This window comes from Actinoplanes missouriensis 431 (genome assembly GCF_000284295.1).
Lineage (GTDB): Bacteria > Actinomycetota > Actinomycetes > Mycobacteriales > Micromonosporaceae > Actinoplanes > Actinoplanes missouriensis.
This window is the reverse complement of sequence record NC_017093.1, coordinates 4,695,641-4,708,152: the sequence shown is the minus strand read 5'-3', so window position 1 is coordinate 4,708,152 and position 12,512 is coordinate 4,695,641. Positions and strand designations below refer to the sequence as shown.

17 protein-coding genes are annotated in these 12,512 nt (G+C 70.5%); 9 read left to right on the top strand and 8 right to left on the bottom strand.

Features of this window, described 5'->3' with window-relative positions; translation table 11 throughout:
- The first annotated feature begins 7 nt into the window (after window positions 1-7).
- From AMIS_RS22075 to AMIS_RS22060, 4 genes are all read left to right on the top strand, one after another.
- The gene (locus tag AMIS_RS22075) at window positions 8-1,033 is read left to right on the top strand and encodes a taurine ABC transporter substrate-binding protein (RefSeq protein WP_014444602.1); all 1,026 of its coding nucleotides are present in this window, start codon (window positions 8-10) and stop codon (window positions 1,031-1,033) included.
- Complete coding sequence (locus AMIS_RS22070) at window positions 1,020-1,793, top strand: ABC transporter ATP-binding protein (RefSeq protein ID WP_014444601.1); 774 nt, start codon at window positions 1,020-1,022, stop codon at window positions 1,791-1,793. The genes AMIS_RS22075 and AMIS_RS22070 overlap by 14 nt, the downstream gene beginning before the upstream one ends.
- Entirely contained in the window at window positions 1,790-2,665 is an 876-nt protein-coding gene (locus tag AMIS_RS22065) for a TauD/TfdA dioxygenase family protein (protein ID WP_014444600.1), read from the top strand. Before AMIS_RS22070 ends, AMIS_RS22065 begins: the two co-directional genes overlap by 4 nt.
- 380 nt (window positions 2,666-3,045) lie before the next feature.
- A complete protein-coding gene (locus AMIS_RS22060) occupies window positions 3,046-3,714 on the top strand; it encodes a GNAT family N-acetyltransferase (RefSeq protein WP_014444599.1) in 669 nt (222 codons plus the stop codon).
- A gap of 26 nt (window positions 3,715-3,740) precedes the next feature.
- Here the strand turns inward: AMIS_RS22060 and rraA are convergent, their stop codons facing one another.
- From rraA to AMIS_RS22025, 7 genes are all read right to left on the bottom strand, one after another.
- The gene (gene rraA / locus AMIS_RS22055; protein ID WP_014444598.1) at window positions 3,741-4,208 is read right to left on the bottom strand and encodes a ribonuclease E activity regulator RraA; all 468 of its coding nucleotides are present in this window, start codon (window positions 4,206-4,208) and stop codon (window positions 3,741-3,743) included.
- A 36-nt stretch (window positions 4,209-4,244) separates the two neighbouring features.
- Entirely contained in the window at window positions 4,245-4,640 is a 396-nt protein-coding gene (locus tag AMIS_RS22050) for an MmpS family transport accessory protein (RefSeq protein ID WP_014444597.1), read from the bottom strand.
- Window positions 4,641-4,735: 95 nt separating this feature from the next.
- Entirely contained in the window at window positions 4,736-5,173 is a 438-nt protein-coding gene (locus tag AMIS_RS22045; protein WP_014444596.1) for a hypothetical protein, read from the bottom strand.
- Window positions 5,174-5,306: 133 nt separating this feature from the next.
- Window positions 5,307-5,951, bottom strand: coding sequence for a response regulator (locus AMIS_RS22040; protein WP_014444595.1), 645 nt, complete (start codon window positions 5,949-5,951; stop codon window positions 5,307-5,309).
- Window positions 5,944-7,128: a sensor histidine kinase gene (locus AMIS_RS22035; RefSeq protein ID WP_041829968.1), complete on the bottom strand. Its 1,185-nt coding sequence runs from the start codon at window positions 7,126-7,128 to the stop codon at window positions 5,944-5,946. Before AMIS_RS22035 ends, AMIS_RS22040 begins: the two co-directional genes overlap by 8 nt.
- A gap of 28 nt (window positions 7,129-7,156) precedes the next feature.
- On the bottom strand, window positions 7,157-7,894 hold the full coding sequence (locus AMIS_RS22030; RefSeq protein ID WP_014444593.1) for an ABC transporter permease: 738 nt from the start codon (window positions 7,892-7,894) through the stop codon (window positions 7,157-7,159).
- Complete coding sequence (locus AMIS_RS22025) at window positions 7,891-8,796, bottom strand: ABC transporter ATP-binding protein (protein ID WP_014444592.1); 906 nt, start codon at window positions 8,794-8,796, stop codon at window positions 7,891-7,893. Before AMIS_RS22025 ends, AMIS_RS22030 begins: the two co-directional genes overlap by 4 nt.
- A gap of 114 nt (window positions 8,797-8,910) precedes the next feature.
- Between AMIS_RS22025 and AMIS_RS22020 the strand changes: the two genes are divergently transcribed.
- The 4 genes from AMIS_RS22020 (at window position 8,911) to AMIS_RS41825 (ending at window position 11,765) form a co-directional block, all read left to right on the top strand.
- On the top strand, window positions 8,911-9,651 hold the full coding sequence (locus AMIS_RS22020; protein WP_014444591.1) for an alpha/beta fold hydrolase: 741 nt from the start codon (window positions 8,911-8,913) through the stop codon (window positions 9,649-9,651).
- Between the two features lie 28 nt (window positions 9,652-9,679).
- Window positions 9,680-10,549, top strand: coding sequence for an ABC transporter permease (locus tag AMIS_RS22015; protein ID WP_014444590.1), 870 nt, complete (start codon window positions 9,680-9,682; stop codon window positions 10,547-10,549).
- A gap of 113 nt (window positions 10,550-10,662) precedes the next feature.
- Complete coding sequence (locus AMIS_RS22010; RefSeq protein ID WP_014444589.1) at window positions 10,663-11,514, top strand: NAD(P)H-binding protein; 852 nt, start codon at window positions 10,663-10,665, stop codon at window positions 11,512-11,514.
- Window positions 11,515-11,624: 110 nt separating this feature from the next.
- Window positions 11,625-11,765 (top strand): ATP-binding cassette domain-containing protein, encoded by a 141-nt coding sequence (locus tag AMIS_RS41825; RefSeq protein ID WP_269447693.1) that lies wholly within the window; start codon window positions 11,625-11,627, stop codon window positions 11,763-11,765.
- 43 nt (window positions 11,766-11,808) lie between these two features.
- On the opposite strand, the gene AMIS_RS44180 is transcribed toward AMIS_RS41825, so the two are convergent.
- Window positions 11,809-11,988, bottom strand: a complete 180-nt coding sequence (locus tag AMIS_RS44180) for a PH domain-containing protein (protein WP_014444587.1) — start codon at window positions 11,986-11,988, stop codon at window positions 11,809-11,811.
- A gap of 2 nt (window positions 11,989-11,990) precedes the next feature.
- Here AMIS_RS44180 and AMIS_RS22000 point away from each other — a divergent pair, with 2 nt between their 5' ends.
- On the top strand, window positions 11,991-12,461 hold the full coding sequence (locus AMIS_RS22000) for a hypothetical protein (RefSeq protein WP_041829967.1): 471 nt from the start codon (window positions 11,991-11,993) through the stop codon (window positions 12,459-12,461).
- The last annotated feature ends 51 nt before the right edge of the window (window positions 12,462-12,512 follow it).

The window sequence follows — 12,512 nt, the reverse complement described above, 5'->3', positions numbered from 1 at the left end:
AAACACGATGCGTAAGTTCCTCGGCCTCGCGGCCGTCCTCCTGCTCGCCGCCTGCGGCAACGGCGCCGCCAGCGGCAACGCCGCCGGTGAGACGGCGGAGAAGTCGATCCGGATCGCCTACCAGGCCTTTCCCAGCGGAGACCTGGTGGTCAAGAACCAGGGACTGCTGGAGAAGGCGCTGCCGGACTACACCATCACCTGGACGAAGTTCGACTCCGGCGCCAGCATCAACACCGCCTTCGTCGCGAAAAGCGTGGACATCGCCGCCATCGGATCCAGTCCCGTCGCCCGCGGGCTCTCGGCGCCGCTGAACATCCCGTACCAGGTGGCCTTCGTCCTTGATGTGGCAGGCGACAACGAAGCGCTTGTCGCGCGCAACGGCAGCGGCGTCACCGACGTCGCGGGGCTGCGCGGCAAGAAGGTCGCCACGCCGTTCGCGTCGACCGCGCACTACAGCCTGCTCGCGGCGCTGAACCAGGCCGGGATCAAGGAGTCCGAGCTGACCATCGTCGACCTGGAGCCGCAGGACATCCAGGCCGCCTGGACCCGCGGTGACCTGGACGCCGCCTACACCTGGCTGCCGTCGCTGGACGAGATCAAGAAGACCGGCACGGTCCTGATCAGCAGCCGCCAGCTCGCCACCGCCGGCAAACCGACCCTGGACCTGGGCGTGGTCTCCACCGCGTTCGCGCAGGCGCACCCGGAGGCCGTCGACGCGTGGCGCAAGGCCGAGGCCCAGGCCCTGAACCTGATCGCGAGCGACCCGGCCGCCGCCGCGACGTCGATCGGTGCCGAGCTCAACCTCAGCCCCGCCGACGCGCAGAAACAGCTCAGCCAGGGCGTCTTCCTCAAGCCCGCCGATCTGGCCGGTGACGAGTGGCTGGGCACCGAGGCGAAGGTCGGCAAGCTCGCCGACAACCTGGTCAGCGCCGCGCAGTTTCTCAAGGACCAGCAGAAGATCGACGCCGTGCCGGACCTCGCGACCGTGCAGAAGGCGATCTACGTGAAGGGTCTGCCCGATGTCCTCGGATGACGCCATCGTCCTGGAGCGGGTCGAGCACGCCTACGGTGACGTCACCGCGGTCGGCCCGGTCGACCTGACGGTTCCGCGCGGTGAGTTCCTGGTGCTCGTCGGGGCGTCCGGCTGTGGCAAGAGCACGCTGCTGCGCCTGATCGCCGGGTTCGAGACACCAACCCATGGCACGGTACGGGCCGGCGGCGGGCCCCCGGCTCCGGGCAAGGGCGCCGGCCTGGTGTTCCAGCAGCCCCGCCTCTTCCCGTGGAAGACCGTCGGCGGCAACGTCGAGCTGGCGCTGCGCTACGCCGGGGTCACGAGCCGCAAGGAACGGGTCACCGAGCTGCTCGCTCGCGTAGGACTGCACGACGTCGCCGACCGGCGCACCTGGCAGATCTCCGGCGGCCAGCAGCAGCGGGTCGCGATCGCCCGGGCCCTCGCCGTGGAGAACCCACTGCTGCTGCTCGACGAGCCGTTCGCCGCCCTGGACGCGCTCACCCGCGAGCGGCTGCAGGAGGACCTGCGGCGGGTCAGCGCGGACACCGCCCGTACCTGTGTGTTCGTCACCCACAGCGTGGACGAGGCGGTCTTCCTCGGCAGCCGGGTCGTGGTCCTCACCGCCCGGCCCGGCCGCATCGCCCTCGACCTGCCCATCGACCTGCCGCGCGCGGGCGTCACCGCCGACGAGCTGCGCGGCCTGCCCGAGTACGCGGCCCTGCGCTCGGAGATCGGTCACGCCGTCCGCGCGGCGGCCCACCTGGAAGGAAGTGCGGTATGACGACAGCCCTGGTACGCCTGGACCCGGTACATCTTGATCTGGAACCGCTCGGCCCGCACTTCGGGGCGGTCGTGCACGGTCTGGACCTGACCACCGCCACCGACGAGCAGATCGTCGCGCTGCGCGCCGCCCTGGTCGAGCGCAAGGTGCTGTTCCTGCGCGACCAGACGCTGAACGAGACCAGCCAGGTCGAGCTGGGCCGGCGCATCGGCGAGCTGACCGCCTCACATCCGGTGGTCGGCGGGCTCGACGAGGCACACCCCGAGGTGTACGCGTTGGACAGCGCCGACAACGGGTTCGCCGACGTGTGGCACACCGACGTGACGTTCATGAAGCGGCCGCCGCTCGGCTCGATCCTGCGGCCGGTCGTGCTGCCGCCCTCGGGCGGGGACACGAACTGGGCGGACGCGCAACTGGCGTACGACTCGCTGGCCACCCCGGTGCAGCAGCTCGCCGATCAGCTGACCGCGGTGCACGACGGGACCCGGGAGTTCGGGTACTACCTGGCGCAGCGCCGCGGCGGCAAGGGCAACGTGTGGGACGGCGAGACCGTGACCCGGCTCGACCCGGTGGAGCATCCGGTGGTGCGGGTGCACCCGGAGACCGGCCGCAAGGGCATCTTCGTCAACCCGGGCTTCACGTCGCACATCGCCGGGGTGTCGGAGCACGAGAGCCGGGCCATCCTGGATCTGCTGTACGCCCACCTGACCAAGCCGGAGCACGTGGTCCGGCACCGGTGGCGGCTGGGCGACGTGGCGCTGTGGGACAACCGGAGCACTGCCCACTACGCCAACCGGGACTACGGCACGCAGCGCCGGGTGATGCACCGGATCACGTTGCGCGGCGACGTCCCGCGTGGGCCGCAGCGCTGATCGTTCCCGGACGGGCGACGCTCCACGGCGCCGCCCGTCCGCGCGTTCCCTCCGGCGCGTTGCGCGCCCGAGCCACCATGGCGTCACCGTTCACGGGGCGCCTGGCGCCCACCTCAGATCGGGAAGTCCGCCAGTTCGGCGACGGCCGTCCGCAACGTCGCGTCCACCCCGGCCGCGACCAGCCGGGCGAACACCGGATCCCCGCCGTCTGCCGCTCGCCGGATGCCGTCCGAGGACGCGGTGACACGCCGCCGGACCGTCTCGACGAACGCGCCCGGCGGGCCGTCCCAGCAGAGGGCGTAGCCGGCGGGTCTAATCTTGGTTGCCGCCCGTGCCGCCGCGGGCGGCGACCCCGCACCCCTCGAGTCTGTGAGCTGACCTTGCACGTCCTTGACGACCCGGTACGGCAGTCCCTCCTCGGCCGGCACGCCCACCTGGCACGCCGGGTCGGCAACGCCGTCACCTATGAGGAGGGCGTCGCCACGTTCGCGGCGGTGCCGGCCGATCCGTCGCAGGGCGATTGGGACGACCTGGGCCGGCTGCTCGGCAGCGGCGGACTGGCCGATCTGTTCAGCGCCCCGGTGAGCCCGCCCGCGTCCTGGCCCCCGGTTTTCGAGCTGGAGGGATACCAGATGGTCCTCGACCGGCCGCTCACCGCGCCGGCCCCGGCGCCCGAGTTGGGGCCCGCCGACGTTCCGGACATGATGGCACTCACCGAGCTGACCCGCCCGGGCCCCTTCCAGTCACGCACCATCGAGCTGGGGACCTTCTACGGCATACGCGAGAACGGCACGCTGATCGCGATGGCCGGTGAACGCCTGCAACCTCCCGGCTGGACCGAGATCAGCAGCGTGTGCACGGCACCCGAGGCACGGGGCCGCGGACTCGCCGCCGATCTCGTCCGGACGGCGGCGAGCCGGATCCTGGCCCGCGGTGATCAACCGTTCCTGCACGTCGCCGCCGCCAATACCACCGCTGTTCGCCTCTACGAACGTCTCGGGTTCGCCATCCGCCGGCGGGTGCGGTTCCACGGCTACCGGGTGCCCTGACCGCCGCTGTGAGCGTGGAGTTCGGCTCAGTGGGGGAGCACGACGATGCCGTCGTCGTCGCTGACCACCTCGGCGCCGGGGGTGAAGCGGCAGCCGCCGAACTCCAGGACGACATCGCGGTCGCCGGCGCCGGTCTTGGCGCTCTTACGGGGGTTGGAACCGAGCGCCTTGATGCCGACCGGCAGTTCGCGCAGCGCGGCCACGTCGCGGACGGCGCCGTTGATGATGACGCCCGCCCAGCCGTTGCTGACGGCGAGTCCGCCGATGATGTCGCCCATCAGCGCCGTGTGCAGCGAACCGCCGCCGTCGACGACCAGCACGCGGCCGTCGCCCGGTTCGCTGAGCACCGACTTGAGCAGGGCGTTGTCCTGGAAGCAGGAGACGGTCACGGCGGGGCCGCGGAATACGGCGACGCCACCGTACTGCCGTAGCTGGGTGTCGCAGGAGCCGAGCGTGTCGCCGTACTCGTCGTACAGATCCGCGGTGCTGGTCATGGTCGGTCCTTTCGGTGGTGGGGCGGCCCGGGTCGCTCAGGGGACCTGGGCCTCGCACATGGCCCCGGCGGTGTCGCTGGAATCGGCGATCTTCGTGTCGTCCACGAAGATCCGGCACGTGCCGGTGGCGGTGGGATCCCCGGTGTCGGTGGTGACCGAGACCAGCGACGCCGGCTCCTCGAACGTCACGGTGGCCGACCACGGCGTGCTCACGGTTCCTTCGGCTGTCTCGGCCCGGTGCATGCCGATCTCGCCGTCCGCGGTCGTATAGGTGATCATCACAGCGCTGCCGCTGCTGGTCTCCACCTCGTACCGCACCTCGGTGCCGCCGCCGCGCAGCGCCACCACCGTCGCCACGATGCCGGCCAGCACGATCGCGGCCACAACCCCAAGGGCGATCTTCCGGTACGGGGTTCGCCCGCTCTCCACCATGTCGGTCACCGCGGCAGCATAGCGATCTTGGCGAATGACGTGGGGCGTGCTGGGGTCCCTGTTGGACGCCGGCGATGGCGTGGCCGGTGTGCCGGTCAGGCGAGGTCGGGGCAGAGGTGTTCGACGATCACCGCGTTGATCTGCTTCGCGGTGGCCTTGCCGAAACCGTCGGGGTGGCCGGGGGAGGTGAACCGCATGTTCGTGTACATCACGACCTTCTCCGGCTCGTTCGGGAAGGTCTTGATCGTGGCGCACTGGTCACGCCCCCGGTCGACCAAGCGTTCCGGCTCCCGGTCCTTCGTGATCTCCGGGTTGATCGCCTTCAGCGCGGCGATGTAGGCCGCCGCGGTGTCCTCGTCCGGCTTCGGCGGGATCGCGGCCTGCTCCTGCGCCCGCTGATCGGCCTCCGTCGCGGCGGCGGCGTCGACGGCCGCGGTCGCCGGCGCCTCCTCATCCTCCGGGCCGCCGCACGCGGTGAGCAGTCCGGCTGCCAGAACGATGATGGCGCCTTCCCAGAGCCGACGCGGCCGCATACCCGCTCCCGTCCTCGGTGGAGTGATCACGCGAGCACGCTACGGCGTTTCGATCAGGCCGGGGACGGACGAACGGACCACGGGCGGGGGCTGCCCCGACACATCGGAATAACTAAATGTATGACTGGAGAGCCTAGGGGGAGTCGGGCAGGAGCAGCCGGCGGTTGTACGCCTCGGCCACCGCCGCCGCCCGGTCGCTGACGCCCAGCTTCGCGTAGATGTTGAGCAGGTGGCTCTTCACCGTCGCCTCGGTGATGAACAGCCGGGCCGCCGCCTCCCGGTTCGTGTTGCCCGCGGCCACGAGTTGCAGCACCTCCAGCTCGCGCTGGCTGAGCAGCTGCGGCGCGGGGGTACGCACCCGGTTGACCAGCCGCAACGCGACCGACGGGGAGAGGACGGTCTCGCCGCGCGCCGCTGCCCGTACCCCCCGAAGGAGATCTTCGCGGGGTGAGTCCTTGAGCAGATATCCGGTGGCGCCGGCCTCGATCGCCGGGAGCACGTGGGCGTCGTTGTCGTAGGTGGTGAGCACCAGGACGCGGGCCGGGTTGCCGGCGCGGGCCAGTTCGGTGATCGCGGTGAGACCGTCGGTGCCGGGCATCCGCAGGTCCATCAGGATCACGTCGGGGGAGAGGGCCTGCGCCATCCGGACCGCTTCGGCGCCGTCGGCGGCCTCACCGACCACGGTGAAGCCGGGCGCCGAGGCGAACATGGTGGCCAGCCCGTCGCGCACGACGGGGTGGTCGTCGGCGACCACGAGACGGATGGTGCTCTCACTCATCGGACACTCCCCGGACCGGAACGCGGGCGGAGACGCCGGTGCCGGCGCCGGGCTCGGACTCGATCTGCAGCGTCCCGCCGAACGCCTCCACCCGCTGGCGCATGATGGTCAGACCGTAGCTGCCGTCCTTCAGCGACGACGGGTCGAACCCCGTGCCGTCGTCGAGCACGTCCAGCGCCACCTCGTGCTCCAGGTAGGACAGCGTGACGCCGGCCCGGGTGGCGCCCGCGTGCTTGGCGACGTTGGCGAGGGCCTCCTGCGCGGTGCGGAGCAGGGCGAACTCGGCGTCGGCGGGCAGGGGCAGCGGCGTTCCGGTGGTCGTCACCCGTACCGGAAGGTGGTGTAACGCGGTCCATCGCTCGGCGACACCGGTGAGCGCGTCGGCGAGGCGGGCCGTCTCCAGCTGCTCGGGGCGCAGCGCGTCCACCGAGCGGCGGGCCTCGGTGAGACTCTGCCGGGCGAGGCCCGTGATCGCGTCGAACGGCCGCCGCCACTCGTCCGGAACCTCGTGCCGCTGCTCGGCCGCCTGCAGCTGGGTGATGATGCCGGTCAGGCCCTGCGCGACGGTGTCGTGGATCTCCCGCGCCATCCGCTGCCGCTCCTCCAGGACACCGGCCTCGCGGGCCTGCGCCAGCAGCCGGGCGTGCAGCGCGGTGTTCTCCTCGAGCGAGGCTCTCAGCAGGGCGTTGGCGCGGCTCAGCTCGTCGGAGTTGCGCTCGTCGAGACGCAGCACCCACGCCATCACCGTCATGATCAGGACGTTCAGCGCGATGATCACGGCGGCGAGGGTGTAGTCACCGGCGTCCGACTTGTCGAAGCTGGACGCCTGCGCGATCCCGGCCACGACCGCCACCGCCGCGATCGCCGGCACCCGCCCCGGCCAGGGCAGGAACGCGAACGCGTAGATGTAGGCGGCCGTGGTGAAGAACCCGAAGGCGGGCTCCCGCAGCACCAGCAGCAACGTGATCGCCAGCAGACCGCAGAACATCATCGCGGGGTACGGCAGCCGGCGCACGAACATGCCGGCCATCCACCCGGCGGCCGCGGCGCACAGCAGCAACGATCCGGCGTTGGCGCGCCAGTCGGCGAGCAGGTAGACGGTCAGCAGCGCGAGCACGCCGTAGGGCACCGCGGTCACCAGCAGCCGCGGCGGCTCGCTGCTCCGGGAGGTGTCCATCGTGGGCATCCTATGAATCGTGGGCATCCTAGGACCAGCGGAACCAGCGGACCGCGGCCGCCGCGCTGACCACCGCGTACCCGGTGAGGATCAGCAGGGGCTGGGCGGCCGGGAAGTCACCGGCGTACGCGTCCTGGAAGGCCTGCATGCCGGCGCCGAGCGGGGTGGCGTGGCTGATGTCGCGCAGCAGCGGCGGCATCTGCGTGATCGGCACCCAGAGCCCGGCGCAGAACATCAGCGGGAAGTACAGCACCGTGCCGATCGCGCTGGCCTGCGGCTGACCGGTGGCCAGTGCGGTGATCAGCAGCCCGATGCCGAGCATCGCGGCGGCGACCAGCAGCCAGGCGACCACGAAGCCCGGCACGGCGCCGGGCAGCCCGACGCCGAAGGCGAACCGGGCCGTGGCCAGGAAGACCACCGTGGCGACGACCGCGGTGAGCAGGTTCGCCACCAGCTGGGCGGTGAGCACCCGGGCCGGTCCGACCGGGGTGGTCTGCAGGCGGCGCAGCACGCCGGCCTGCCGGTATCCGGCGAGGACGGTCGGCACCGCGATCAGGGCGAGCATGGCCAGGTTGAACAGGATCAGCACGGGCACGTACAGGTCGAAGGTGGCGATGCCGCCGTTGACCTCTTGCGGTTCGCGCAGCGACGGGACGTTGCCCAGGATGACGAGCAGGACCAGGGGGAAGCCGACTCCCCAGAGCGGGCCGATCTTGTCGCGGATCGACAGCACGGTCTCGGTGCGGATCAGGCGCAGCGTGCTCATGAGAAATCCTTTCCGGTGAGGGTGACGAACGCGTCCTCGAGGCTGGCCTGCTCGACGCGCAGGCGCTGCGGGACGATGCCGTGGGCGGACAGCAGCGGGATGACGGTGGTGATCGCCTCGGCGGTGCCCTCGACGACGACCAGGTCGTCACGGCGGGTCACCCGGGAGACCTCGGGCAGGGCGGTCAGCAGGGCGTCGTCGCAGGGCCGGGACGGGTGGAAGACGATCCGCTGCTCGATGCGGGCCTGCGCGGTCAGACCCTCCGGTGTGTCCACGGTGACGACCCGGCCGCCGTTGATCAGGGCCAGCCGGTCGCAGAGCCGTTCGGCCTCCTGCATGAAGTGGGTGACCAGCACGATCGTGGTGCCACGGCTGCGGGCCTGCTCGATCAGCGCCCAGGTGTCCCGCCGCGCCTGCGGGTCGAGTCCGGTGGTGAGCTCGTCCAGGATGGCGATCTCCGGGTTGCCGACCAGCGCCAGGGCGATGGAGAGCCGCTGCTTCTGGCCGCCGGAGAGCCGCCCGTACCGGGTGGTGGCCTTGGATTGGAGGTTGAGGGCCTCCATCAGCGCGCGCCAGTCGGCCGGCCGGGGATAGAACGAGCTGTAGAGCTCGAGCGCCTCGGCGACCTGCAACCGGTCCGGCAGCCGGCTCTCCTGCAACTGCACCCCGAGCCGGCGGGTCAGCTCGGCCCGGTCACGCAGCGGGTCCAGGCCGAGCACGCTGATCGTGCCCCGGTCCGGCGCCCGCAGCCCGGCGACGCACTCCACGGTGGTGGTCTTGCCGGCGCCGTTCGGGCCGAGAATCCCGAAGATCTCGCCCTGTTCGACGGTGAGGGAGACGTCGTCGACGGCGACGGCGCCGGAATAGCGTTTCTGTATCTCGCGGACCTCGATGACTGCCATGCGTCTGAGCCTTCCGCCTGCGGCTCGTGACGGGCAGTCACCGGCGGACGGGTTCGGTGCGCCGGTCGGTGGGGCGCGCGAACCAACCGATAGGCTGATTCGATCAAGAACTTCGTGCGGATCGGCGACGCCGACGTCTACTCCGAGGTCGCCGGCGACGGCGATCCCGTCCTGCTGCTGCACGGCGGCTTCTGCTCCCTGGAATCGCTGCGAGCCCAGTCCGACGCCCTCACACCCGATTACCGGGTGTACGCCTTCGAGCGCCCCGGCCACGGCCGGACGGCCGACATCGAGGGCGATTACGGGTACGGGCGGATGGTCGCCGACACCGTGGCCTACCTCGACGCGGCCGGGTGCGAGTCGGCGCACGTGGTCGGCTACAGCGACGGGGCGATCATCGGGTTGCTGATGGCGCTCGACCATCCGGCGCGGGTGCGGTCGGTGACCGCGATCAGCGGAAACCTGGATCCCGGCGCGTTCCGTGACTCCGCCGGGGTGGTGCTCGATGCTCTTCCCCCTTCTTCGGGGGAGTCACGGCCGGACGTCGAGCGGATGCACTACGAACGCCTGTCGCCGGACGGGCCGGAGCACGCCGACGTCGTGCTGACCAAGCTGTTCCGGCTGTGGCGCAGCGAGCCGCACATCGACCCGGCCGACCTGGCCCGGATCACCGCGCCGGTGCTGGTTATGTCGGGCGACCGGGACACGATCCGGCCGGATCACAGCCTGCTGATCGCGGCGTCGATCCCGGGGGCGCAGCTGTGCGTGGTGCCGGGGACCACGCACAACCTGATCGCCGAGCGCCCCGAGCTGATCAGCCTGCTGATCCGCGACTTCCTGCGCGAGGCTGGTTGACCCCGCCGGGGACTGGCATCCTGATCCGATGCCTACGCCCGGCTTCGATGCCACCGCCGTCATCCACGACATCGGGTACCAGCGGTACACCGGCCCGCGACTGGGTCGCGTCGCGATGCAGCGGGCCCTGTTCGTACACGGATTGCGGGCCGTCTTCGGGTTCGGCCGCTCCGCCAAGGTGAAGGCCTTCCCGTGGCTCGTCGCCGGCGTCATGCTGCTGGTCGCGGTCATCGTGGCGGCGGCCCGCTCGATCACCGGAACGGTGCTCTTCACCTACGTCGGGTACGCCGACCAGATGAGCCTCCTGATCATCTTCTTCGCGGCGATCGCCGCGCCGCAGCTGGTCTCCGGGGACCTGCGGGCCGGGGTGCTGCCGCTCTACTTCAGCCGTCCGCTGCGGGCCGCCGATTACGTGATCGCCAAGTTCGCCGCCATGACGGCCGCAATCTGGCTGCTGCTCGGCGTGCCTCAGCTGATCATGTTCCTCGGTGCCGTGTTCACCGGCAGCGGCGTGGTCGGCGAGCTGGGGGATCTGCTGCCCGGGTGGGCCTACAGTCTGCTCTGGGCGGTGACGTTCGCCGGGATCAGCCTGCTGATCGCGTCGCTCACCGGCAAGCACGCGTTCGCCGCCGGCGGCATCGTGGCGGTCTTCATGATGACCGTCCCGGTCGTCGGCGTGCTCGCCTCGCTGCCGAGCACCACCGCGAACGCGCTGTCCGGTCTGGGCAGCCCGAACTTCCTGATCGCGGGGGTCGGGGAGTGGCTCACCGGGCGGGGCAGTCAGCTCGATGTGGGGGTGGGCCGGTTCGGGCCGGTCTACGGCATCGAGGCGGCGTGCCTGATCGCGGTGTGTTTGCTGCTGCTGCTCGCCCGCTACCGGAAGGTGGCGTCGCTGTGACGACGCGGTTCGATGGGTGGATGATTGCGGCCGTGAGCTGACCTGATTGATCCGTAACGTCGATGCCGAGCCGGGCACTCCGCTCAGCACATGCGACGAGATTCGGATCATCGATGACAATTCTGATAACCGGTGCCACCGGAGCGGTGGGACGGAACCTGACCCATGCCTTGGCGAGCCTCGGGGAACCCGTACGCGCGGTGAGCCGTAAACCGCAGCAGGCCGGGCTTCCGGACGGCGTCCAGGTCGTCGGCGCTGACCTGACCGCAGCCTCGGCGTTGACCGCGGATCTGTTCGACGGGGTGGACCGGATGTTCGTCTTCCCGGTCGATCACGGTGTCGACGATCTCGTCGCCGCCGCGGTCGCCGGCGGAGTACGCCGATTCGTGGTGCTGTCATCGCTCGCCGCCGCGGGCGAGTTCCCCCGCGACATCGGCTCAGCCAGCCACACCCACCATCGGGCGGTGGAGCAGGCGGTGACGGCCCGCACCGACGCCTGGACCATCCTGCGGCCGGGGACGTTCGCGAACAACCTGCTGTCATGGGCTTGGCCGATCAAGGCCGGGACGCCGATCCGTGCGCCGTTCATCCACTCCGCGCAGGCGCCGATTCATGAGGCGGACGTTGCGGATGCCGCCGCCGCCGCGCTGCTGGGTGACCGGCACCTGGGCCGGATCTACCCGTTGACCGGCCCGCAGTCGCTCACCCGGATCGACCAGGTGGCCGCGATAAGCGCCGGCATCGGACGTGACATCCCGCTCGTGGAGATCAGCCCGGACGAGTTCCGTGCCGACGTGGCCCCGTTCATTCCCGAGGACATCATCGCCATGCTGCTCAACTACTGGTCGGACACGGTCGCCGAGCCCGACCGGGTCCGGCCCGGCGTGCGCGACCTCACCGGGCGGCCGGGCCGCAGCCTCGAAGAGTGGGTCCGCGACCATCGTGCGGCCTTCACCGCCGCCTGAACACGTCGCGCTCTGAGCACCACTCGGGCCGGTGTGCCCGGGTGGCGTTCACGGCGATGTCGGGCAAGGCCTGCCACTCTGAAGTGGAGACCATAGGGGCCGCACGCGATGTGAACCTCGAGGCCGCCCAGGGTGAGTTCGTGTGCGTCTACGGCGCCAGCGGCTCGGGCAAGTCGACGCTGCTGAACCTGCTCGCCCGCAAACCCCGACGGTCCTGCGATCGGCCGCACTACGGGCAGCGCCGGCGGTAGCAGCGTGGTCACGCGGCGGGCGCAGGCATCGCCGGCGAACCGGTCAGAGGACGTAACCGGCGATCATCTGACCCAACTGGCGGATGTCAGCGTTCGCCTTGAACTCCAGGCGGACCTTGCCGAGGCCACTGAACCACAGTTCCAGCTCGGTATCCCGGTCAAAGCTGCCTGCCGCCGCTTCCTGACGGCCCGCGTGGACGAGCCGCGCTGGACTACCGTGCACGCGTGCCCAAGTCTGTAGACCTGTCGACTCCGGCTTCGCGCCGGGAAGCGCTCCGGATGGTGGACGTCGGTGACCCTCGTCCCCACCAGGCGATGCTTCGGAAGATATTCGACCTCGAAAGGCTCCGGCGTGAAGGTCCGGACAACGGCGAGAGCGACGAGTATGAGCAAATTTATCTGACTGCCTTCCTGCTGTTCCTGATCGGCGATCCCGCCGACTCGCGCCGCCTGTACGCCGCGAAATTCTGCACCGGTGACATGGATCTGGGCATTGGCTTCGATGCCCACGCCATCTTCGGAGCCGGCAGGGACGAAACGCTGCGATGGCTCTCTGAGAATGGGCACAGCGACGAGCACGCTCGCCTTTCCGACTGGCTGTCGCACGCGGAGGACCCGACGATCGAAGACTGGGCTCAGCACGTACGCGACTACTTCTACTCACCAGACGGCGTCCTGCTACTCGACGCGCTTTGACTTCAGGCGCCGTGGCGTACCACAGCCGTTCGGGCTCGCCGCAGAGATCAT